Genomic DNA, 22,514 nt, shown 5'->3' on the forward strand with positions numbered 1-22,514 from the left:
GTTTTTTATCTTACCTGATTGACCAGGTCCAGGTGCTCATCATAGTTATAGCCGTAGTGGTTATGCCCATCACGATCCGCCACAAAATACAGATAATCCGTATCAGCAGGATGCAGCACCGCCTCAATGGAAGCCAGCCCCGGACTGGCAATAGGCCCCGGCGGCAAGCCGTAATGCAGATATGTATTATACGGGGATTCCACCAGCGTATCCTCGATGGACAAATCCTCCTTGACCTCGTCACGCAGGTACTGCAAGGTGGTATCCGTCTGCAATGGCATGTTGATGTCCAGCCGCTTGAAGAAAACCTGGGCAATCACCGGCCTGTCCTCAGGATAACGAGCTTCCTTTTCCACCAGGGAAGCAAGATTGACCAGCTCATAGATGGAAAGATTGCAGTCTGCCGCCTGCTGCCGCATCTCCGGGGTCAGCTTCCTGTCAAACTCATCCGCCATTTTCTGCATAATATCCCGGGGCGTAGCATCATTGGCAAAATCATAAGTATCAGGAAACAAAAATCCCTCTATGCGGTAGTCTGCCTCCGGCACCGCCTCTATATAATCATAAGGGGCAAAATCCTTCGCCTCCGACAGAAACTCCTTTTCATCCACCAGCCCCTGCTGGGCAAACAGCTTCGCCACCTGGCGTACATTCAACCCCTCCGGCACCGTCACGCGCACGGCAGAAGACCGTCCGTGAATCAGCACATTGAGGGCATCCCCCGGCCGCATGCCAGGCTGCAGCTCAAAAACACCTGCCTGAAATTTGCTGTCCGCATTATTCAGCTTCACCGCCAGCCAGAACTTTGCCTGAGAGTCAATAACACCTTCCTTTTCCAAGAGCTCGCCAATCTGTGATGAGCCCATGCCAGGCTTGATGCGCACATAAACCCTGTCCTCCCCGGAAACCTCCGTCACATCCGAGTAAGCGCAGCTCATGGCCAGCAGCACCGTGCTGACTGCCGCCACGGCACAGGCACCGACTGCAGAGGCAACCAGCAGATTGCGCTTCGCCTTTTTCTTTGCTTCCTCCCCCTCGGCACTGCGATAAAAAAACAATGACTCTATCCTGCTTGCCAGCTTGTCCTTTAACTCACTAAAATCCATAATCCACCCCACAAATTTTAACTTCTCTTATTGTACCACCATTTAGAAAGCTTTGTGAAGTATTTTCCATGATTATCTGCATTCACCTCTCAGCCATGCCTCTGCCTGCTGCCACTCCGGATAAAAACCTGCCACCAGGGCATGAAACTTCGGGGTATGATTCTTTTCCAGCAAATGAACCATTTCATGAATAATGACGTATGCCAGGCACTCCGGCGGCTTCTTGGCAAGATTCAGGCTGAGCCATACCCGCTTCTCCTTTATATTGCAGGAGCCCCAGCGTGTTTTCATGCGCTTGAGGCGCACCTCCTTTGCAGAAAGGCCCGTGATTTGCTCACACTTCGGAAAAATTTCCGTCACGGCCCGTTCCAGCTCCCGGCGGTACAGCTCATACAGGCAGTCCTCCATCTGCTCCCTGCCGCTGCCCGGCGGCACGGCCAGCACAATATGCCCATCTACCAGCCTGGCAAAATGAGCATGCTCCGTAAAGACCACATTTAGCTCATAGGCTTTTCCCCACAAAAAGCATCTGCCACCATCAGCAGCAATCCTTTCTCCGCAGCCCTGCAAGAATCTTTCCCGTGCCGCCATGATTCCCTGCCATGCTTCACGAAGCACCGCCTCCCATTCATAATTCCGCACCCCCGGGGCGCAGCTCAGCTCCACATCGCCATAAGGCGGCACCACCTTCACCCGTATATTCTTCATCCGCGGCCTGCGCACCACCTGCACAGGCACCCCTTCAAATATATATTCCTTCTTCGCTATCATCTTCACCATCCCAGCCAGGCCATAAAGTTGCTCAAAGATATAAAGGAGCAAATTTTTATTACATGTATTCTATCATATGCACACTAAAAAATCAATAGTTCTAAAAATATCTGCCAGCAAAGTGTATTATTAACAGTGGGTATCAAATCCTCACACTACAAACAAAATTCTTCTGAATATATTTTTTACAAAAAGCATTTTCGTGATATTTGTAGTTTTATATTGTAATCATAGCACCTTTGTATTATAATTAACTTACAAACATTTTTTCGTAGGATAATGCATTCTTATTACGGTATGCACACTATCCTGCTAGAATGAAATTTGGTATAATTTAGAGGAGGACGGACACAATGACAGCCAAATTCAGAAACATTTTAAAGCCCTGGGAAGAACTCACTTTTACTGACGATTACATGTTTAAGCTGGTACTCAGAAAGCATCCCAAGCTTTGCCAGCGGCTCCTGGAAGCTATCCTGCAAATAAAAATACTGAAAATTGTTTTCATCGAAGCGGAGCAGACCATAGAGCCAAAATATGACAGCCACGGCATCAGGCTTGATATTTATGTGGCTGATGACCAAGGTACTGTTTATAACGTAGAGATGCAGGTACGTCCATATACCGATTTGCTGCTGGCCAAGCGCATGCGATACTACCAGTCCACCATTGATATTGATGACCTCAAGCCGGGCGAGAGCTACGACCAACTGCCCAAAACCTTTATTATCTTTCTCTGCCCATTTGATTTCATGGGCGGAAAACGCTGCTTCTACATCTTCCGCACCTATTGCCAGCAGGACAAGGACTTACTCTTTCCTGACGAGGCAACAAAAATTATTATTTCCAGTACCGGCAATATCACCGATGATACACCTCGGGCGTTAATACCCCTGATAAACTACATGAACGGCAAAGCCGCCGAAGGCGAGCTGGTCATGGACATTGACTCTGCAATCAACACCGAAAAAACTATTGAGATAGAAAGGAGAAAATACATGACTTACGAAATGAAAATGCGGGAATTCAGGCAGGAAGGATATGAGGATGGCTTTGAGGATGGTTTTGAGGATGGCGAAATCAAAGGCCGTATTCAGTCTGCCAGGGACTTCATTGCTAGCGGCATACTCTCATTCGATGACATAAAAGCTACAGGAAAATATTCAAAAGATGAACTTGAAGCTATAAGGCAATAATCTATGCAATAAAAAATACCTGCCAGCAAAGTGCATTACATATTGCACCTTACTGGCAGGTACCTAATATCAAAACCTATACCACGAATTATCTTCCTTTTCCATGCGCCTGGCAAGCACGGCAGATTGCTCCAGCAGGCATTTCAGCATCCGAAGATTTTCCTTTAGCTCAGCCCTGTTCTCTATGGCATTATTCACAGATTCCTGATGATTGTCCAGATTTTCCACTATGCAGTTCAGCTGGGAAGAAATCTGCCCATTATCAAGCTCACCTGTCCTGCCCAAGAGATAATCAAGGCTGACACCATAAAAGTCTGCAAAATCCATCAATGCACCCAGTTCAGGCATCCGCTTCCCATGCTCAATCATGGAAATCGCAGCCGATGTATAGTTTCTATTGTATTTTTCATTATACAGTTTTCTAAATTCTTCCTGGGAATAGCCGCTTTTTACACGCAAATCCCTGAACCGTGCCATGCTTCTCACCTGCCTGAAAATACCAAATCATAATTCACCTTGCCACATGTTCCTCGGATATACTTTTTACCAGGCGGACTTATATCCCCTGATAAATATCCTTGCGCTCAGCCTTATAGGTATTGGAATTTGAATTGCCCAGTAAATCCAGTTCCCATACAACCTCACCATTCAAAAGCTCAATAATGGTGGACTGACGCTTGGACTTATTCTTTATATCCTTCTTAGTATACATGTGGTCATAAACACTGCCATCATCCGCTATATATTTTCCACCAAAGTCCAGCAGATAATGCTCCTGCCCCAGATAATCAACATCGCTGATAAAGGAACTGTACAAATCCCTGCCTCGTTCCTTGCCGTATTCCCATACCTGGCGCACAGTCATATTCTTTTCATCAATTTCATAAATAACTGCCCTTGAGTAGAGCCTGTCCTGCAACAAATTGCCAGAAGCATCCACTATATCAAAGTTCGTGTTATCAAACAGCATTATCCTGCCATCTGGCATCTCCATAGCAGCATGCTGGGCAGTAGGATATTCAAAATCATCTCCCACAGGCTTCAGCATATACTTCCGCAAATTTTCATTGCTATCCCCGATAGTTTTTGATAAAATCCACTTAATCTGTTTCGTATCAGCATCAAACTTCAGCACTGCATTCTGATGCCGCCCGGACACAACAAATTCCTTCTTGGCTTCGTTGTACCAGATAGCATTATTGTGGAACCAGTTTGAAGTTCCGCCTATATACGGTTTCTTTGCCTCATATGCTGTCATAGGCAATATTTCCTTCAAATCCCACTCCTTAACAGCTTTGCCGGTCTTTCTGTCCACCTCGACAATATAATCATTCTGAGAATCCCTGCCTTCCTTTGAGGCAGCAAAAAGCAGATTGCCATTTTCCATCTCACGAATATCATGATGAATCCCATAAACATTATATGCTGCAACTACCTTGCCCAAAGGTGAAATCTCAAATACCGTAGGAAGGTTATTGTATGTATTAGGAATTGGCTCACCGTTGCTAATCAGCATATTGCCATTTTTCAGATGTGTCAGCATCACACTTCCATTGTATTTTTTCTCACTGAGATACCAGCGAATATCACCATTGGCATCAACCGCCAGCATATAATTGCCATTTACATGCGGACAATCCACAAAGGTCAGCCCCACTGCCATCTTATCAGCCTGCTTTACTTTTACCTCGGATTTTGAAATATCCTCCGGAAGCACATCCGTCTTAATTTCCAGATCTTTTACTGTACTGTTGCCAGACTGAGTTACAGCAGTAACAGTAACTTTATTGGCAGTATCTGCATACAAGCCATAGATAGGCACCATATGCTGCTTGCCAAAGCCGGCAAAGGTATGCTCAATAGCAGTAAATTCATCCTTGCCTTCAACCCTGACAGTAATCTGGCTCGGCTCATCCGTCACAAATACAGCCACCGCACTAAGAGGGGCAATATGAAATGGATCCAGCGCCACAAAAGGGTTATCCAGCTTTGGCTTCTTTGCCAGTTCTTCCTCCAGGGACTTAACCACCTGCGCCTGGTTAGCAAAATGGCTATCTGCTGTAACAGTAGAATCATTCAATACAGCACTGGTAAGATTAGGGATTTCAACTGCTTCCTGCTTTTCACTGCCACAGCCAAAAACTCCCAGCCCCATTGCACCAATACCGATTACAGCTACTGCTTTCTTCAAATTTCTTAAATTCCTGCCATTCATATACATAGATAATTCTCCTTCCCTTATGGCTTAACCGTCATGAAATTTTTCTTATCCCCATCTTCATAAACCAGCTTCATCTCATCCTTTGCCGACTCTGCCGGAATTTCAAAGCATACCCAGCCATTGCTGTCCAGCTTCAAATCCGTAGCAGACAGCCTGTCATACTTATAGTCGGTCAAAAATACATCCTGCACCCGGTTATAGCTGTTCCCTTTGCCATCCTGCAAAGTAACCTCCTGCCACTGTAGCGGATGATTGCCTGCTATATTCTTCTTTGCCTCCAGCTTCACCAGCAAAAACACATTCCCAGCAGCTGGGGCATTGTTATGAGGCACCTTTGCTATACTGCCATCATACTGGCGCACATCATCTACAGCTTCCAGCTTGTCCTTTATCTGACATTCCTGCACATTGAGTGTCCAGCTAAGCTGCTCATTCTTTACATCAGAACCACAGCCTGCAATAAAAAATAATCCGCACAAAAGACACAAATTCACCATTTTGCCAAAGAATAATCTTATATTTTTTGAAAACATACCAAAACCGCTCCTTACTCAATAACCATATTTTCTTAGAATTTCATCTGGCACAAAATTTTTAGTTTCAACAAACAAATCCAAATAATCATTCTCTTTGTTATAAATATCGTTGCGTGAAAGACGATAATCTAAATACCTATTTGAAGTTGCTTTATTTGTAGCATAACATTCCCAAACAATATCTCCTGCCCGATTCACCTCACAGTACACAGTATCCAAATAATAATATGGTTCTTTTATTTTATCCATTGAACCACGTTCATGATTAAATACCCCCAAAATATCTCCATTAACTAAAAGGTCTGCATCACCACGAGTACAAGAAAACAATTCCGGTCTTTCTTTACCATACTGCCAAATTTGTTCTACAGTCATATTCTTTTCATTTATTCGATAATGAACTAACCGGGAATACAAAGGAGGTTCAACAACTTTGTTTAACTTAATCTCATTCTGTAGCCACTGATTCATATCGTTTCTGCTACTGCCGTTATCAAATAACAAAATATCTACAGTATCTGGATTATTATCATAATCAGGCAAAACTTCCACAGCATGCTGATTATATGGATATTCAAAATTGTCACCAATTGGATGCAACATGTATTGCTGCCAATACATAGGATAATCCTGAGGATCAGATAAAATCCATCTTAAATGATTATCCTTACTGTGCTTAAATACTGCTGACTGAAAATTGCTAGACGATATATAATCCCCTTGATGTTCCACTACAGCATTCACATGTGCCCAATCACGTATATCACCATGTAAAAGCCCAATTTGCCTGCTACGTGGTAACAAATCACCATAGTAAACATTATTGATAACATTTCCATTATTTACATCAATTTCTAATAAAGAATCCATCCAAGATTCTCCATATCCTGTTGTTGCCAGCAAAGTGTTATCATTCGTATAAAACAAATCATGGTGCATTCCATTTGGCAAATAAAATAATTGCTCAATTTTCCCTAGATATGACTCTTTTACAATTATTGCATCACCAAATGCAAATCCCCCAAAAGTTCGGTATACACATTGCCCCTTCATATAATTGTTTCCTACAAATAAGCTGTCATCAGTAAATAACCATCTAATATTTCCATATTTATCAAAAGCAAATTTCATGCCCCTGCTGTCAAGAGAACAATGAGAAAAATTAAAACCAGAAGCAATGTCTTCAGACTTTTTCCCATGGTATGTAATAAGATTTATTTTTTTGTAATCTTCTGGCAAGGAATCAGTACGTATCTTAACTTCTCTGCTATATTTTTGTCCCCCCCTAGTAGACAGGGAAATAATAACAGTATTTTCATACTCTGCATAAAGACCGTATACTGGAATTACATGTTTTTTGCAATATCCTTGTTTTTCAAAATCAAAACTAACATCTTCCTCTTGCGATTTACCAATAACTCTTATACTTGCCAGCATATCTTCCTCAGTATCAAACATTATCAAAGCTGTCAAAGGAGAATTCCCATAAGGGTTTACCACTAGAAAAGGCTCATCCAAAGTGTATCCACCAGCCTCATATTCTTTTTTTAATTGCTCATCAATAGCAGCTTGCTTCTTATATCTATCAAACAACCCTCTGATAGATTTTTCTTCTGCGGTCATCTCTGCAACATTTTGCGGTGTAGGTACTAATACAGAATTGACCTCCATTGTTCCTGGCACAAACTTATTAACCACCAATGCTACAACATTTTTCGGACCATATACATATTCTCTGCAAACCTGCTTAACCCATTCATTATTAGCATTATCCTTCATAGCAAAAGCTATTACATATGTACCTATGCATGTAACGACTAACACTTTAAATAAGGACGTCACTATTCGCCTTATTTTTTCTTGCTTGAAATATTTAATTCTAGTTCTAAAATCACTAAGCATTACACACAACTCCTACTATATAAATCTAACTTTGTACAAATATCCAAAGCCCTCTCAAGTGCCTGATCCATGTTATAATACTTAAAATCTGCCAATCTGCCACAATAATAAAAATTTGCAATCTTATCTGCCCTTGCTTTATAGGATGCTGCCAAAGCCTTGCTGCTCTCCGTAAGCAACGGATAATAAGGCTCTTGCGTCTCTCCCTGCTGATATTGAAGCGGATACTCTATCTCGTATGTTGTACCTTTTCCTTTCTGCACTGGCAATTTACTAAACTCAACTATTCTCGTATACCCTTCTGCTTCCGGGTAAGCTACCAAAGCCGCAGGCTGCTTGCTTTCGATATCCTCATGATGCCACTCAAACCTTAACGACCTATACGGAAGTGCCCCTAAATCTGCTCCAAAAAGTTCATCCAGGGCTCCTGTATAAATAACTGTATATGGGCACTTGATTCCATCAAGCAAAATAACATTGTTTTCCTTATCTACTGACAAATGCTCCAAAGCTTCAATGCCAAGCTTTACCTCAATATTTTTATGTGCCAAAATATTTTCAAAAATACCTGTAAAGGATTCTTTGGGCATCATTTGATACTCATTTTTGAAATATCCAGTTTCATAAGAAAACCTCAACGGAACCCTCTCAAAAATACTCGCATCCACCTTGTCCACCGGGATTCCCCACTGTTTGGCTGTATAAAGGCTGTAATCATGCGCAAACAAAAACTCACCATATTTGCGAATAACTTCGTCAGGACATTCCAATACTTCCAGAACTGTAGCTTCACTTCTAGCACCAAAGTACGCTTTTATCCTTGCCTTAAGCATTTCTGCTTCTGCTGGAGCATAAAAATCATCTATAGTCTGAAAATTAAATGGCGTAGGCGTAAACTTCCCCATAAAATATGCCATACATTCCAGATTATATGATTCCCACTCACCCCATTGACACATAAAATCATAAAGGGCTTTTTTCCTGGTATGAAACGTATGAGGGCCATATTTGTGAACCAAAATCCCATATTCATCATGATAATCATACATATTCCCAGCAATATGGTTTCTGCGTTCCCAAATCATTACCTTATTACCGCGTTCAGCTAAATGCCTGGCAATAACCGCCCCTGATAAGCCACAGCCAACAACAAGATATTCCATGTTAAAATGCTCCATATTTTTCTACAAAATCCCGAAAACTCAGCAAATTTTTATCCTTGTCTGCTAAAATCACCTTGTCTGCCCCGCCAATCTTATCCAATGGCCATTCCACGCCAATCTCCTCATCATTCCACAAAATACCATCATCGTATTCACCATAGAACTTTTCTGCACATTTGTATGACACAACAGATGGCTCTAACACCAGATAACCATGTGCACAGCCAGCAGGAACCAGTATCTCCTTCTGCCTGTCCCCAATCAAATCAAAGCCTACCCATTCCTTGAAAGTAGGACTATCCTTTCTCATATCAACCACTACATCAAAAACATGCCCTGTAATACACCGCACCAATTTCGGCTGCTGCTTTTCCCTCTGAAAGTGCAGGGCACGAATTACCCCCTTATGGGAAGTAGTATAAAAAACCTCCTGCAAATCATGACTGATACCATTCTGCTCAAAAACTTCTTTGGAATAATCCTTTGTAAAACTGCCCCGCACATCATCCGCATTAAAAGGAGTAATCTCCATCAAGCCAGCTATTTTCGTTTCCTTAAACTCAAATTTCTGTATCATTTTCCTTCTGCCTCCATTACGCTCACAAGCCAATCCCTTGTTTTTCTACATCCATCAGCGAAACTAATCTCAGCTTTAAATCCAGTATCCATCTCCGTTTCCTTGCAGGAAAAGCTCTCTATTGGCAAATTAATACCTGTAAACGGAACATCACCGAATACAAAATCCAGGTTTTCAGCAATTGCCCCTTTCATTTCTAACAAAAACTCCTTCAATGGCCTTGCCGTAGAACTTCCTATCAGGTATTCGTGAAAAGGCTTGCCATTTTCCGCAATCATGTAAAAAGCACGCGCCACATCATCAATATACACAAAATCATAATTCTGTGTTCCGGCAGTAAACTGAGGGCTCTCTCCGTTTATGCATTTCCTAATGGTCGTATTTACCATTCTAGGGCTCAATTCTCCTGCACCATAAGCATTGGTAATGGAAGGCCATACCAATTCTATTCCTAGCTTTGCCGCTACCGACATGCACATTACATGGGCAATCAGCTTGCCTCCGCCATAAATGTAACCTAACCCCGGCATATTTCCCTGGGTATATGCCGCTGCCATAGTTTCATGCTCCATGATGCTTCCAGCACATACAAACCTCTTGCAGCCAAGAGCATGGGCAGTTTCCAGTGCCTCTACCGTCCACTGGGCATTTTGCAGCTGCAGCTTAGTATCTGCCCTGGCAGACCCCGAGCATCCCTGCCACGCAAAATGGAAAAATACATCATACTCACCTTCTGGAATTTCCTGCCTGATACCAGAAATATCTGCCAATTCCAGATTGTATTTTTTTATTAACGGTGACTTTGGGATATTGCTGTCATGCCCTGCATGGCATAACGCCAAAACCTCAACATTTTGACTAACCAGATATTTAATAACATTGCTGCCAATAAAGCCATTTGCGCCAGTTACTATTGCCCTTTTCATCTCACATCCCCCACAAATACAGCAATCTGCCTATCCATCTCTGCCCTGATATCCTGCTTATTTAAGTAAGCTTTCGACCATTCAACAGTCTTACATATTGCTTCATCTATATGCCATCGTGCCTGCCAGCCAAAGACCTTTTTGATTTTAGAACAATCCAATTTCAGGAAATTTGCCTCATGAGGGCCATTGTCACTTTGGTTTATCCATTTTATGCCTCCCCACTTCTGACAAAAAATATCCACTAGCTCACCAGTAGTCAGGCAGTCACATTCGTCCGGGCCGACATTGTACCAGCCTGACAACGAAATATCATCATACTGCCGTGCTGCAATCATCAAATAGGCAAATAACGGCTCCAATACATGCTGATACGGTCTTGTTGAGGCAGGATTTCTAACAATAATGTCCCTTCCTGACTCTGCAGCACGAATGCAGTCAGGTATAATGCGATTGGCCGCAAAATCACCTCCACCAATCACATTGCCAGCCCTGGCAGTAGAAATCGCCACATCCCTACCAGCAAAAAAACTGTTTTTATAACTGTGTGTCACCAGCTCTGAACAGCTTTTGGAATTTGAATACGGATCAAAACCATCCAACGGCTCATTTTCCCTATAACCCCATTCCCACTCATTATTCTGATAAACCTTATCAGTGGTTACATTCAAAAATGACTTCACAGTACTGCTCTGACGTACACACTCCAGTATATTCACTGTCCCCATTACATTGGTTTCATAAGTGTATACAGGATGTTCATAACTATCCCTGACTAAAGGCTGGGCTGCCAGATGCAGGACTATTTCAGGGGCAGCCTCATCAAAAGACTGCTTCAATTGAGCAAAATCACGAATATCTCCAACAATGCTGGTCATTTCATTTCCAATGTCAGCCAATTTAAATAATGACGGCTCTGTCGGCGGTTCCATACTATATCCTGTGAGGATAGCACCTGACTTTATCAAAATTCTTGACAACCAGCTTCCCTTGAACCCGGTGTGCCCTGTTAAAAAGACTTTCTTTCCATTGTAAAAACTCAAATCAAACATCGTTTTCCCACACCTTCCACGGAGCATTGCCAGTTGCCCACAATTTTTCTAATTTCTCCCTATCTCTGAGAGTATCCATGCACTGCCAAAAGCCATTGTGCTTAAATGCCATCAGCTGCCCTTCCTTAGCAATACGCTCCAATGGTTCCCGCTCAAAAGTCGTACTATCATCAGAAATATAATCAAAAATCTCCGGTTCCAGCACCATATAACCGCCATTAATATACCCGACATCATTTTTGCTCTTTTCACGGAATGATTTTATTTCTGAGCCATCAATATCCAGGATTCCAAACCTTCCTTCCGGCTTAACTGCCGTCATAGTGCAAATCCTGCCATGACTTCTATGAAATTCAACCAGCTTGTCAATCGGAACATCACAGACACCATCACCATAAGTGAGCATAAAAGTTTCATTTCCAACATACGGGGCAATCCTTTTAACACGGCCGCCTGTCATTGTATTAAGCCCTGTATCAACAATAGTAACATTCCAAGGCTCCGAAGCATTCTCGTGTACAGTAACCTTATTCTCATGCTTAAAATCAAATGTGATATTGCTGTTATGCAAATAATAATTGGAAAAATATTCTTTTATGTATTCCTGCTTATAACCTGCACACACAATAAAATCATCATAGCCAAATGCGGCATATTCTTTCATGATATGCCACAAGATAGGCATTCCGCCTATTGAAATCATAGGTTTCGGCTTAAATTGTGACTCCTCACTAATACGAGTTCCAAATCCTCCTGCTAATAATACAACTTTCATTTGATGAACCTCTCCCTTATCTCTTTTTATTGCTAATTACCCTGGAATAAATATTTTTTGCAAATGTGCGCCTGGCAGAACCTTTAGGAAATAATACATAACATATTCCTTCCGTATACTCTTTTAGCCTAAACAACGCTTTTCTTAGCCAATAGGAGCTTTTATTATCTGGCAGAACAGTGTGTTCAAAATAGACCAATTGCAGCTCTTTAATTTTATATTTACCTGTTTTTTTCAAATGGTAAATATAAATTCCATACATAATCTCACCACAATATCCTAGTGTCCTTTCCATATCTTCCAGCAAATTGCTATTTTCCAGCATCTTCTTCAATGTAAAAAGGACAGTAAATTGAAATTGGTTCAATTTGTAAAAAAGCTCCCTTTTCATCACATAGCAGTTATATCCTCTATGCATGTTTCCATTCATATATTCACACGCATCGGCATAATATTGAGGAAATTTGCTTTTTATCGTCTCCAACAATACTGGCAAGATCTGCTTATTGATAAAAATCCCATCATGTGCCGCCCAATGCTCATACACTGTTTCTTTTATACCTTGGGGCGTCCATAAGTGATTGACATCAACAGCTTCATTGACCACAATGTCATATTCAGAGATTAAATCTCTGATATATTTTTCATTATCTAAGCCATATTTTTGCATGGTTCCTGTTTCCAGGAACGCTTCCTGACACATTTGCTGATACTTAGCTTTTCTGAAATACTTATTACTAAATACTAAATATCTACGATAATGACACAGACCATAATAATCCAAATCCATATTCTTCCATGCCCAATACTGCACGGTAAACTCGCCCAACATATTTCGTAGTTCCGAAATATTCTCTCCTGTATTATCTCCCTGCATTGCAAGTTCTATTTCAGAAAAAACTGCACCACAGGCAATAGGCATGTATATTGGATTGATAACCTGCACACTATTAATATCTATACGGTTAGAAACAAAAATTTTTATATTAGGCATATCAGAAAGTCACCTTATGATAAAGTTTCTTCAAAAACTCAAATTGTTTAGAACCTCTAGGCATTATTTTCTTTAATAAATCCCTACGTTTAGAGCCTCTAGGTAAGCACTTATCAACAAAACGCAATAAAAAACCACGATTTTGCGTAACGCTTATTGCTACTGAACTAACCATTATGGCTAATATTTTTTCATACATTGGCGTTAATCTAGCATACTTCCAAAAATAATGTGCATTATCCGAATTAGGAGCAAAACACGGAATTGTATTGCCGCAATAATGTATAGCCATAGGATTTGCACGTGCCTTAACATACATGTCATATATTTTTTTCGGAGCTAATTTTTCCGCTGTATCCCCCTCTCTATTCCAATCATGACTCATAAAATTCCACTTTGAATCCAACAAAACTACCTTACCATAACATATTTTATTCAACACATCTTGATCAAACCACTTCCATTTTCTAGATGATGCTATCTGTAATAAGTCATCACTATTGTACTTTTTTCGCATCTCTGCTAAATTCATTACCAAAATACCCGCATTAAAATATTTAAATACATCTTTAACCCCTAATTCATGTACATTGTAATAGTATTGTTCTTTTCTATAGTTAATATCAAGACAATCACATTCCGTATTTTCGATGTTATCCCACCCAGCCATAACTGTATCTATCGCAGCAGCAACATAATTCTGACCCAATTCTACATTAAATAAATCAGCAATGTCATGATTTAATATAACATCGCAATCCAAGTACACACATTTAGAATAGTTTTTTAATATATCTAATAACATTAATCTACAATATGTCATTATTGTAATATGATAATTAGTATAAAAATTATATTTTGACAAGATATCCTTGATTTCAAAAAATCTAACCGAAACATTAGAATACTCACGTATAGTATCTAATATTATTTTTTTGTTTATCTCACCAATTTCATTACTTAACACTACAATATCGTAATTATTATCTTTAGAACTATTTTGAACTATTGATTGTATTAATACACACAGAAAAACAGAATACGCATCACTTGATGTTATAGAAACCACTACATTATTACTTGAAAACGCTGGCAACATTTCTCTATTATGTATCATATATCCATTCTTCATTTTATTTTTCCTCCCAATTCATACAATTTATATGCTTCCTCTATGTTCCCCTTATATACTATTTCTCCTCCACTTAAATATACCGCCTTGTCGCACATCTTTCTTACTTGGTCAGCATCATGTGAAACAAACAACACTGTAGTCCCACTAGCCATAATCTCCTGCATGCGCTTGTGACATTTCTCCTGAAAAGCTGCATCACCAACAGCAAGGATTTCGTCTATCACCAATATATCTGCCTTTACTATAGTCGCAATAGAAAATCCCAATCTAGCTATCATGCCGGAAGAAAAATTCTTAATCGGCAAATCTAAAAAATCACCTAATTCTGCAAAATCCACAATTTCCTGAAAATGCTGTCTGATAAATTTCTTGCTATACCCCAAAACAGCACCATTAAGAAAAATATTCTCTCTTGCCGTCAGCTCCAAATCAAAACCTGCGCCCAATTCAATCAAGGGTGCTATTGAGCCATTAACTGTTACACTGCCACTTGAGGGGCGGTAAATACCTGAAATTACCTTTAGCAACGTGCTTTTACCACAGCCATTTTCACCAATCAGCCCCCATGACTCTCCACGCCTAATCTCTAAGCTGACATTCTTCAAGGCACTAAATTTGTTAAATTTCAGCTTACCTTTGGTAAACATTATGAATAAATCCTTCAACCCGGAAAATTGTTCCTGGGCAAGATTAAAATTCATTGTCACATTATCCAGCTTTATTACAATATCCTTCTTCAATACATTCATCCTCTTATCTCAGATATACATAACAAACTTGTTTTGAAGCTTGCGGAAAATGCTTATCCCTACAACCAGCGAAATACAGCTTATTGCAATGCACAGCATAATGTCACTGCCATCCGGCACCGTGTCATAAAGAATAATCTTTCTAAAAAAATCCAAAATATAATATAGTGGATTATAATACAGAATATATCTTAAATCCTCTGGAATTATATTCACAGGATAAAATATAGGTGTTGCAAAAGACCATGCCGTCGTCAACACACCATACAAATGAAACATATCCCTAAAGTATACAGACAAAGATGATAATGCCAAGCCTATACCCAAGGAAAAAACAAATAATATCACCAATCCCAGCGGCAAAAATAAAAGCGTTGGCTGCAAAGAAACATCCGTAGCAACCATAACAATAAAAATAGCCACCAGGCTAAAAAGCATATTTACAAAACTTGAAATTACGCTTGCTAGAGGAAAAACAAACTTGGGAAGATAAACTTTCTTTAACAAACCTGCATTGCTTAACACAGCTGACATGGCAACTGTAGTGGATTCAGAAAAAAATCCAAAGACTATCTGCCCGGTAATAAGGTACAATGGGTAGTTCGGTATATCAAAACGAAACACATAAGAAAAAATCATTGTTAAAATCCACATCATTAATAGTGGATTCATCAGACTCCACAAATACCCTAAGAAAGACCTGCGATATTTTATTTTTAAATCCCTAAGCACAAGCTGCTGTAACAACGGAATATATTTCCTGATTATTTTCCAATCAACATTCATATCATCACTCCACCAACAAAAACTATTTCCTGCCAAAAACTTTTCGTTTCAGCATCTTTATTCCCTTACATACAGTGTTTTCCACACCATAGCAGACCACACTTTTCTCAACATATTTGACCTGCCGTGTTTCCAGCCACACATCCAATAACCTCTCTCCGATATATCCCAGACAACGTGGCTCCTGATTGTCAGGCAAACGAAGTCCAACTTCCAGCAATATGTCAAACAACCAGCTGCAATACTCATAAAAATAATCTTTACGCATGATACACATATTGCAGATATGAGTAGACCTGCGATTTTTAAGATTTTCAAATGCACTATAATACTCCGGGTATTTTTCCTTCACGACACATCCTGCCACATCCAAATTCATCACATCATGTGCATGAGCAAACTGACTATATACTGTTTCTACATAATAATTTCTTTTCCTAGGCAAAATCACAGGTGCAACATGCAATAATCCCTGAACATCATCCATATTTGCAATTTCCTTAAATCCCTCAACACCCCTGCCTCTAAAATACCTGCGATAATGAACCAACCCTATATAATCTGCATTCACGTTCTTCCAAGCCCAATACATGCCTGTCAGTTCAGCAAACATATCATGCTTCTTGGAAATATTCTCACCAACATCATCCCTCTGAATCCCCAAACCTGGACTCCCAGCGGCTCCCACCTGCAAAGGAAGATACATATCATCTTTAGGCATAGCCGCCTGTTTATGGGTTGCCACAACAATTTTTATCTCCATCAATACGCACCTTTTTTACTTACAACTGCTTTAAATGTCTTCATCAGATACTTCATATCAATCCACACTGACCAGTTCCGCACATACCATGTGTCCATCTGCACCCGCTCCTCGTAGGTGGTATCACTTCTGCCGCTGGTCTGCCACATGCCGGTGATGCCAGGGCGCACCATAAGGTATTCGCGGATATTCTCGCCATACATTTCCATCTCTGCCTCCACAATAGGCCGTGGACCCACAAGACTCATTTCCCCCTTCAGCACATTGACAATCTGCGGCAACTCATCCAGGCTGGTTCTGCGGAGAAATGCACCTAGCCGCGTTACCCTTGGGTCATTAGTCAGCTTGAAGCTGCGTTCCCATTCTTTTCTGGCCGCTACGTTTTCGGATAGATACTGTACCAATGCCTTATCAGCATCCTTCACCATGGTCTGGAATTTGTAGCAGGAAAAGGGCTTGCCGTTCCTGCCCACCCTGCGGTGGGCAAAGATTACCCTGCCCCTATTGTCTATGCCCACCAGCAATGCCAAAAGCAGAATAAAAGGCGAAAGCAGGATACTGCCTGTTACCGTCACCACAATGTCAAAGCAGAATTTAAACCAGCGGTTATACCAGCGGGACAGGTTATTCTTGCTCTTTATCACAGCCACCTGCTCCACAAACAACGTACTAATCTCCACACTGCCAAGGGGCGAGCCCACAAGGCTTGGCGTAAAAAGCACAGTATCCGTAAGATGCTGTATCTCCATCAGCAGCTTCCGCATGCCATCCTCGGAAAGCCCCGGCGCAGCAACGATTACCGTCTGCAACTCCTGCTCCCTTATCACCCTGGCGGCATCCGCAAAGCCGCCCAGCAACGGATACTGCCGGGGCAGCTTCTCCGACACCGGGTGGTCATCCAGCACACCTATCACCTTGTAGCAGTAACAAAAATCATCCTGAAATGCTGACAACAATCTTTCTGCCGTCTTTCCTGCACCTATCAGCAGCACACGCTCCTGCAAAGCTTCCGCCTTCAGCATAATGTTGCCTGCCACATATCTGCCTAGTGCCACATACACAAAGGTAAACATCCAAAAGCACCCGGCATAATATCTGGAAACTTGCATGCTGTTCCGCATCAGGAATATCAGCAGCATGTACATCAAAAAGCCAAAGCATATCCCCCGGAACACATCCCGTGCCATCTCCAGGGACGGCCGGTTTAACCTGTATCCCTCTGCCAGCAGCATAATCAGCAAAAACATGCCCGGAATATATAAATATTGGTAATCCCAGGGCATTGCCATCATGCTGCTGGCATTCACCCGGAAAATCCTCTGCAAGCCAAGTGCTGTTGCCTCAGCAGCCAGCAGGGAAAGATAATCCGCCACTACCAGCAGCCAAACCGCAATTCTGCGCCCCTGAGCAATATTTCCTTGTTTCAAAAGCCTTCCCACCACAACTTAACTCTGAAAATAACTAATATTAACATATCTGTGTCCATTATAATATCACAATCGCCCCCCCCCCGCAAGACATTTACATTATTTTTATTTTTTTACTGCGCAAAGTCTTGCGGATGTAACTTTGGGAGAAAGTCGGAGCTAACGATTTTTTTGCAAAATAAAAAATCCCCCGCCAAAGCGAGGGATTTCCTACTTCCACACCAGCACAAAACCGGCATAAAATCTCGATTTTTTACAAAGCTATTACTTACTATTACTTGCGCAGGCCGAGCTTTGCAACGATTGCACGATAACGCTCGATATCTACCTTGTTCAGGTAAGCCAGGAGACGACGGCGATGACCAACCATCTTCAAAAGGCCGCGACGGGAATGATGATCCTTCTTGTGCTCCTTCAGATGCTCGGTGAGATAAACGATACGAGCGGTCAGAACTGCAATCTGAACCTCCGGGGAACCAGTGTCACCCTCATGAACTGCGTACTTCTGAATGATTTCCTGCTTTGCTTCCTGTGTCAACATGTGAAAATTCCTCCTATAAATGTTCTAAAATTCCTCAAGCTGGGACTGGCGCTGGAGTTCTCGCCAATCTTAGCCAAAGGCTGATTATGCTGCCATGCCAACAGGCACAGCACACTCTGAACACTATAGCACAACTTTACACAAATGTAAATAGCTCTGCGCAATTTTATAAAAAACTACAAACTCGCCAGCAGCTTCCTAGCCTTTTCCTCGTCAGCATGCAGCTGCTTCACCAGCGCATCAACGCCACTGAACTTCTTCTGCTCACGCAGCTTGGCAACAAACTGCACAGTCAGCGGACAATCGTAGATATCCTTGGAAAAATCCAAAATGTTTACCTCCAAACGGCGATTGCAGCCTTCAAAGGTAGGATTATCCCCAATGTTGGCTATGCCATTGTACAGCCTGCCATCCAGCTGCACCTTCACTGCATAGGCGCCATTGGGCAGCATGGCACGCCTGTCACCGATAGCCAGATTTGCCGTAGGAAAGCCCAGCTTCCTGCCCCTGTGGTCACCGTGAATAACCCGGCCGCCAAAGCTGAAAAAGCGTCCCAGGTATTCATTGGCCTTTTCCAGATTGCCTGACTCCAGCAGGCTGCGTATCCTGGTGCTGCTGACCATCTTGCCGTCCAGCTGCACCGCCTGCCCGATTTCTGCCTGAAAGCCGTAGTCCTCCCCTACACGCACCAGCATCCGTGGATTGCCCTTTGCCTTGGCACCAAAGGAGAAATTCGGCCCTGTCACCACATACCTCGGATTGAGAGCCTGCTGCAAATCCAGCAGGAAATCCTCCGGCGACTGGCGGCAAAGCTTTTCCGTAAAAGGAATATTCACCAGCACCTGCACTCCCAGCTCCGCCATAATATCCGCCTTGGAAATATTATCGCCAATCTGCATCGGCACCCTGTCAGGAGCCACCACAGCCAGGGGATGATTGCTAAAGGTATAAACAACGCTGGTCAGCTTATGAGCCCTTGCCAGGCTTACCGCCCGCTTGATAATGCTCTGATGCCCCACATGGACACCATCGAAGGTTCCCAGGGCCACTGCCGTGGCCCTGCCATTCAAAACCTGCCTCGCTTCACTAAATTTATTACAAATAAGCATTTACATCACCATCACAAAATCAATTTACTCTACTATTATAACCTCACACAAAGAATAACACAAGATTTTACAAATTTTCATTTTCTTTTCAGATACAGCTGGTATATTATAGACAATCCCTTTGATGTACATGATGTACTCAATGTACAATCCCATATACATCATTTCTCCATCCCATTGGCGGCATCGGAACTCGGTGCCGTCACTTTTTTTGCGCTTATATCCCTTGCCCCCTCTTTTCCCCTCTTTACGCTTTTCTTTTTTGCGCTTTTCTTTTTTACTTTTTCATTTTGCCCCTGCCCTGGTTTTTAGGAAATTCTTTTCATTTTTGCTATTTTGAAAGCTTTTCTCATTATTCTATTTGTATTTTGTCATTTAATATGCTAAATTATAGAAAGGGCATGTTTTTTCGCTACCAGACAATATATGCCGTAACCACTAATATATTACTTACTACACAATAAGGAGACTTCTCATGAAAAAAATACTTTATCTTTTTACCGCTATCCTGCTGCTCTCCGCCACCCTGCTGACGGGCTGCGGGCAAAACAGCACCGCAGATAATGATCAAAAAGCTGACGGCAAATTCCGCATTGTTACATCCTTTTATCCTGTCTATATCGCTACCGCCAATATCACCAAGGGCGTGGACGGCGTAGAGGTCATCAACATGACCAAGCCACAGACCGGCTGCCTCCATGATTATCAGCTCACCACTGACGACATGAAAACCCTGGACCAGGCAGATGCATTTGTTGCCAACGGTGCCGGCATGGAGGCCTTCCTGGACAAGGTCATCAATGAGCACAAGAACCTGAAGGTCATTGATGCTTCCAAGGATATTGAGCTTTTGCAGGATGAGGAGGGCGAGAATCCTCATGTGTGGCTGAGCATCGCCGATGCCATCCGCCAGGTGGACAACATTGCTGCCCAGCTGGCAGAGGCTGACCCGGAGCATGCCGCAGCCTACAAAGCTAATGCCGTAGCCTACACGGACAAGCTGAAGGCCCTGCAGGCAAAGCTCCATGCCGAGCTGGACGCCCTGCCGCATCGCGACATAGTAACCTTCCATGAGGCCTTCCCGTATTTTGCCAAAGAATTCAACCTGAACATCGTCAAGGTAATTGAGCGTGAGCCTGGCACAGAGCCGACTCCTTCCGAGCTGCAGGAAACCATTGAGGACGTGAATAAGCTTCCAGTGAAGGTGCTGTTCACCGAGCCTCAGTATTCCCCTTCCGCTGCTGAAACTATCAGCCGGGAAACAGGCGCAAAAATCTATTCCCTTGACCCGGTGGTAACAGGCGAAGCCAACGAAACCGTACTGGATGCCTACATCACCACCATGGAAAAGAATGCCGCTGTCCTGAAGGAAGCATTGCAGTAATCCAGTAATCCAGTAATCCCCCCAATGCAGGTGCATCAGCCTGTATCGGGGGGATTTATATTTGCAAAAAAAATCGCCGGGGAGCATGCTCCCCGGCACATAGCATAAAAATATTATTTTAGGCGGTGCGAACAATAACCGATACTCCATCGGGAATTACTGTCACACTGGCGTTATTACCCTTTATCTCAAAAGCACGCTGCAAAGCCTCCTGGAAGGTAGCTGCATGCTCCATGTGCATTTCCTTTATCATCTCAGGACTGCACATATCAGTCACCATAATCACGGTAAACTTAGCCAGAATCCTGGCCAGAATCTGCATTTCCCACTGATCAGGGATGGTTTCATTCCTCGGCACCTTGGCAATCCGCTCCAAAAGGGCACGAGGGCTGGCCGCATCCCGGAGGTTCTCATAGAAGGACTGGCCGCCATGGCCGTCGTTGCAGGCGGAAACCATGATGATGACACCGCCCTCCTTGCAGTTGGCCTCGGCAGCAGTCATCCCCTTTACGGACTGATAGATATTCTGATCCAGCGGATAGCCGCCATTGGTAGTAACTACAATATCAGAAGGATTTGCCTTGACCTCCGCCATCTTCAGCACAAACTCGCAGCCTGTCACATGAGCCTGCTCGCTGTCCCCGGCAAAAGCCCCGATTACCTTCTTCTCCGCATCAATCACCACATTCAGAATGAACGCCAGCTTCGCCTGCTGGGCAGCGTAGAGCATATCACGATGAATAGGATTGTTCTTCAGGATGCCCGTCCTGGCATAAGGGCTGGCAATGAACTCGCTGCAATGATTTGCCATAACAGTAGTGGCTGAGGCAATGCCCGGCAGGATGCTCTTTCTGCCGCCGGAGAAGCCCGCAAAGAAATGGGACTCAATAAAGCCCTCGGCAATCAGAAGGTCAGTGTCAATGGCGATGCGGTTCAGCTTCAGGGCACCACCTGACGGCAGCGTCCCCAGGTCTGCCATACCGGCATCATCACGGGAATCATGGACAATAATCTTTTCCTCCGCCACAATCTTCTCGCCATACTTCTGCACCAATTCCTCATGGGTAGTAGCGCGATGAAAGCCCGTGGCAATCAGGATGGTAATATCAATCTCAGGATTTGCCTCACGGATTCTTCTCAGCAGGATAGGCATTGTCACATGGCTCGGCACCGGCCTGGTGTGGTCGCTGGAAATGATGACCATGGACTTCTTGCCCTTGACCAGCTCCTCCAGGGACTGGCTGCCAATGGGATTATCCAGGGCACGCTCCACGATTTCCTGCTCCGTTCCCTCCATGCGGCAGCCTGCCGGGTCCGACTCCAGCACCCCTTGGAAATTCTCGTCAGGAATCTCGATATTCATCCGAATTTTGTTATAAGGAATTTTTAACTCCATAAAAG

At 42.9% G+C, this 22,514-nt stretch carries 22 protein-coding genes; 2 read left to right on the top strand and 20 right to left on the bottom strand.

Annotation, left to right across the window (positions count from 1 at the left end; genetic code table 11):
* Positions 1–5: 5 nt before the first annotated feature.
* Entirely contained in the window at positions 6–1,106 is a 1,101-nt protein-coding gene (gene mltG, locus FYJ84_RS09165; protein WP_235901412.1) for an endolytic transglycosylase MltG, read from the bottom strand.
* A 72-nt stretch (positions 1,107–1,178) separates the two neighbouring features.
* Entirely contained in the window at positions 1,179–1,877 is a 699-nt protein-coding gene (locus FYJ84_RS09170; RefSeq protein ID WP_205764178.1) for a M48 family metallopeptidase, read from the bottom strand.
* A 353-nt stretch (positions 1,878–2,230) separates the two neighbouring features.
* Here FYJ84_RS09170 and FYJ84_RS09175 point away from each other — a divergent pair, with 353 nt between their 5' ends.
* On the top strand, positions 2,231–3,073 hold the full coding sequence (locus tag FYJ84_RS09175; RefSeq protein WP_154407305.1) for an Rpn family recombination-promoting nuclease/putative transposase: 843 nt from the start codon (positions 2,231–2,233) through the stop codon (positions 3,071–3,073).
* Between the two features lie 69 nt (positions 3,074–3,142).
* Here the strand turns inward: FYJ84_RS09175 and FYJ84_RS09180 are convergent, their stop codons facing one another.
* The 17 genes from FYJ84_RS09180 to FYJ84_RS09260 all read right to left on the bottom strand — a co-directional run bounded on the left by FYJ84_RS09180 (position 3,143) and on the right by FYJ84_RS09260 (position 19,729).
* Positions 3,143–3,550, bottom strand: a complete 408-nt coding sequence (locus FYJ84_RS09180) for a helix-turn-helix domain-containing protein (protein ID WP_154407306.1) — start codon at positions 3,548–3,550, stop codon at positions 3,143–3,145.
* A gap of 79 nt (positions 3,551–3,629) precedes the next feature.
* Positions 3,630–5,294, bottom strand: coding sequence for an aryl-sulfate sulfotransferase (locus FYJ84_RS09185; protein ID WP_154407307.1), 1,665 nt, complete (start codon positions 5,292–5,294; stop codon positions 3,630–3,632).
* A gap of 17 nt (positions 5,295–5,311) precedes the next feature.
* Positions 5,312–5,827, bottom strand: a complete 516-nt coding sequence (locus tag FYJ84_RS09190; RefSeq protein WP_154407308.1) for a hypothetical protein — start codon at positions 5,825–5,827, stop codon at positions 5,312–5,314.
* 18 nt (positions 5,828–5,845) lie between these two features.
* Positions 5,846–7,732 carry an aryl-sulfate sulfotransferase gene (locus tag FYJ84_RS09195; RefSeq protein WP_154407309.1) on the bottom strand — a complete coding sequence of 629 codons (1,887 nt, stop codon included), beginning with the start codon at positions 7,730–7,732 and terminating at the stop codon, positions 5,846–5,848.
* A complete protein-coding gene (glf, locus tag FYJ84_RS09200; RefSeq protein ID WP_205764179.1) occupies positions 7,732–8,895 on the bottom strand; it encodes a UDP-galactopyranose mutase in 1,164 nt (387 codons plus the stop codon). The genes FYJ84_RS09195 and glf overlap by 1 nt, the downstream gene beginning before the upstream one ends.
* Position 8,896: 1 nt before the next feature.
* A complete protein-coding gene (gene rfbC / locus FYJ84_RS09205) occupies positions 8,897–9,472 on the bottom strand; it encodes a dTDP-4-dehydrorhamnose 3,5-epimerase (protein ID WP_154407311.1) in 576 nt (191 codons plus the stop codon).
* Positions 9,469–10,398, bottom strand: coding sequence for an NAD-dependent epimerase/dehydratase family protein (locus FYJ84_RS09210; RefSeq protein ID WP_154407312.1), 930 nt, complete (start codon positions 10,396–10,398; stop codon positions 9,469–9,471). The genes rfbC and FYJ84_RS09210 overlap by 4 nt, the downstream gene beginning before the upstream one ends.
* Positions 10,395–11,450: a CDP-glucose 4,6-dehydratase gene (gene rfbG, locus FYJ84_RS09215; protein ID WP_154407313.1), complete on the bottom strand. Its 1,056-nt coding sequence runs from the start codon at positions 11,448–11,450 to the stop codon at positions 10,395–10,397. Before rfbG ends, FYJ84_RS09210 begins: the two co-directional genes overlap by 4 nt.
* Positions 11,443–12,225, bottom strand: coding sequence for a glucose-1-phosphate cytidylyltransferase (gene rfbF / locus FYJ84_RS09220; RefSeq protein WP_154407314.1), 783 nt, complete (start codon positions 12,223–12,225; stop codon positions 11,443–11,445). The genes rfbG and rfbF overlap by 8 nt, the downstream gene beginning before the upstream one ends.
* 16 nt (positions 12,226–12,241) lie before the next feature.
* Positions 12,242–13,219 carry a DUF4422 domain-containing protein gene (locus FYJ84_RS09225; protein WP_154407315.1) on the bottom strand — a complete coding sequence of 326 codons (978 nt, stop codon included), beginning with the start codon at positions 13,217–13,219 and terminating at the stop codon, positions 12,242–12,244.
* 1 nt (position 13,220) lies between these two features.
* Positions 13,221–14,351: a glycosyltransferase family 8 protein gene (locus tag FYJ84_RS09230; RefSeq protein WP_154407316.1), complete on the bottom strand. Its 1,131-nt coding sequence runs from the start codon at positions 14,349–14,351 to the stop codon at positions 13,221–13,223.
* The gene (locus tag FYJ84_RS09235; protein WP_154407317.1) at positions 14,348–15,094 is read right to left on the bottom strand and encodes an ABC transporter ATP-binding protein; all 747 of its coding nucleotides are present in this window, start codon (positions 15,092–15,094) and stop codon (positions 14,348–14,350) included. The genes FYJ84_RS09230 and FYJ84_RS09235 overlap by 4 nt, the downstream gene beginning before the upstream one ends.
* Positions 15,095–15,112: 18 nt before the next feature.
* Entirely contained in the window at positions 15,113–15,889 is a 777-nt protein-coding gene (locus FYJ84_RS09240) for an ABC transporter permease (RefSeq protein WP_154407318.1), read from the bottom strand.
* Positions 15,890–15,911: 22 nt separating this feature from the next.
* Positions 15,912–16,652: a DUF4422 domain-containing protein gene (locus FYJ84_RS09245; protein WP_154407319.1), complete on the bottom strand. Its 741-nt coding sequence runs from the start codon at positions 16,650–16,652 to the stop codon at positions 15,912–15,914.
* Positions 16,652–18,079 (bottom strand): undecaprenyl-phosphate galactose phosphotransferase WbaP, encoded by a 1,428-nt coding sequence (wbaP, locus tag FYJ84_RS09250; protein WP_154407320.1) that lies wholly within the window; start codon positions 18,077–18,079, stop codon positions 16,652–16,654. Before wbaP ends, FYJ84_RS09245 begins: the two co-directional genes overlap by 1 nt.
* Positions 18,080–18,353: 274 nt before the next feature.
* Entirely contained in the window at positions 18,354–18,620 is a 267-nt protein-coding gene (gene rpsO / locus FYJ84_RS09255; protein ID WP_154407321.1) for a 30S ribosomal protein S15, read from the bottom strand.
* Between the two features lie 176 nt (positions 18,621–18,796).
* Positions 18,797–19,729 (bottom strand): bifunctional riboflavin kinase/FAD synthetase, encoded by a 933-nt coding sequence (locus tag FYJ84_RS09260; protein ID WP_154407322.1) that lies wholly within the window; start codon positions 19,727–19,729, stop codon positions 18,797–18,799.
* Between the two features lie 475 nt (positions 19,730–20,204).
* On the opposite strand from FYJ84_RS09260, the gene FYJ84_RS09265 reads away from it, so the two are divergent.
* Positions 20,205–21,113: a metal ABC transporter substrate-binding protein gene (locus FYJ84_RS09265; protein WP_154407323.1), complete on the top strand. Its 909-nt coding sequence runs from the start codon at positions 20,205–20,207 to the stop codon at positions 21,111–21,113.
* A 118-nt stretch (positions 21,114–21,231) separates the two neighbouring features.
* Here the strand turns inward: FYJ84_RS09265 and larA are convergent, their stop codons facing one another.
* Positions 21,232–22,509, bottom strand: a complete 1,278-nt coding sequence (larA, locus tag FYJ84_RS09270; protein ID WP_154407324.1) for a nickel-dependent lactate racemase — start codon at positions 22,507–22,509, stop codon at positions 21,232–21,234.
* Positions 22,510–22,514: the final 5 nt, after the last annotated feature.

This window comes from Anaerovibrio slackiae, assembly GCF_009695585.1.
Lineage (GTDB): Bacteria > Bacillota > Negativicutes > Selenomonadales > Selenomonadaceae > Anaerovibrio > Anaerovibrio slackiae.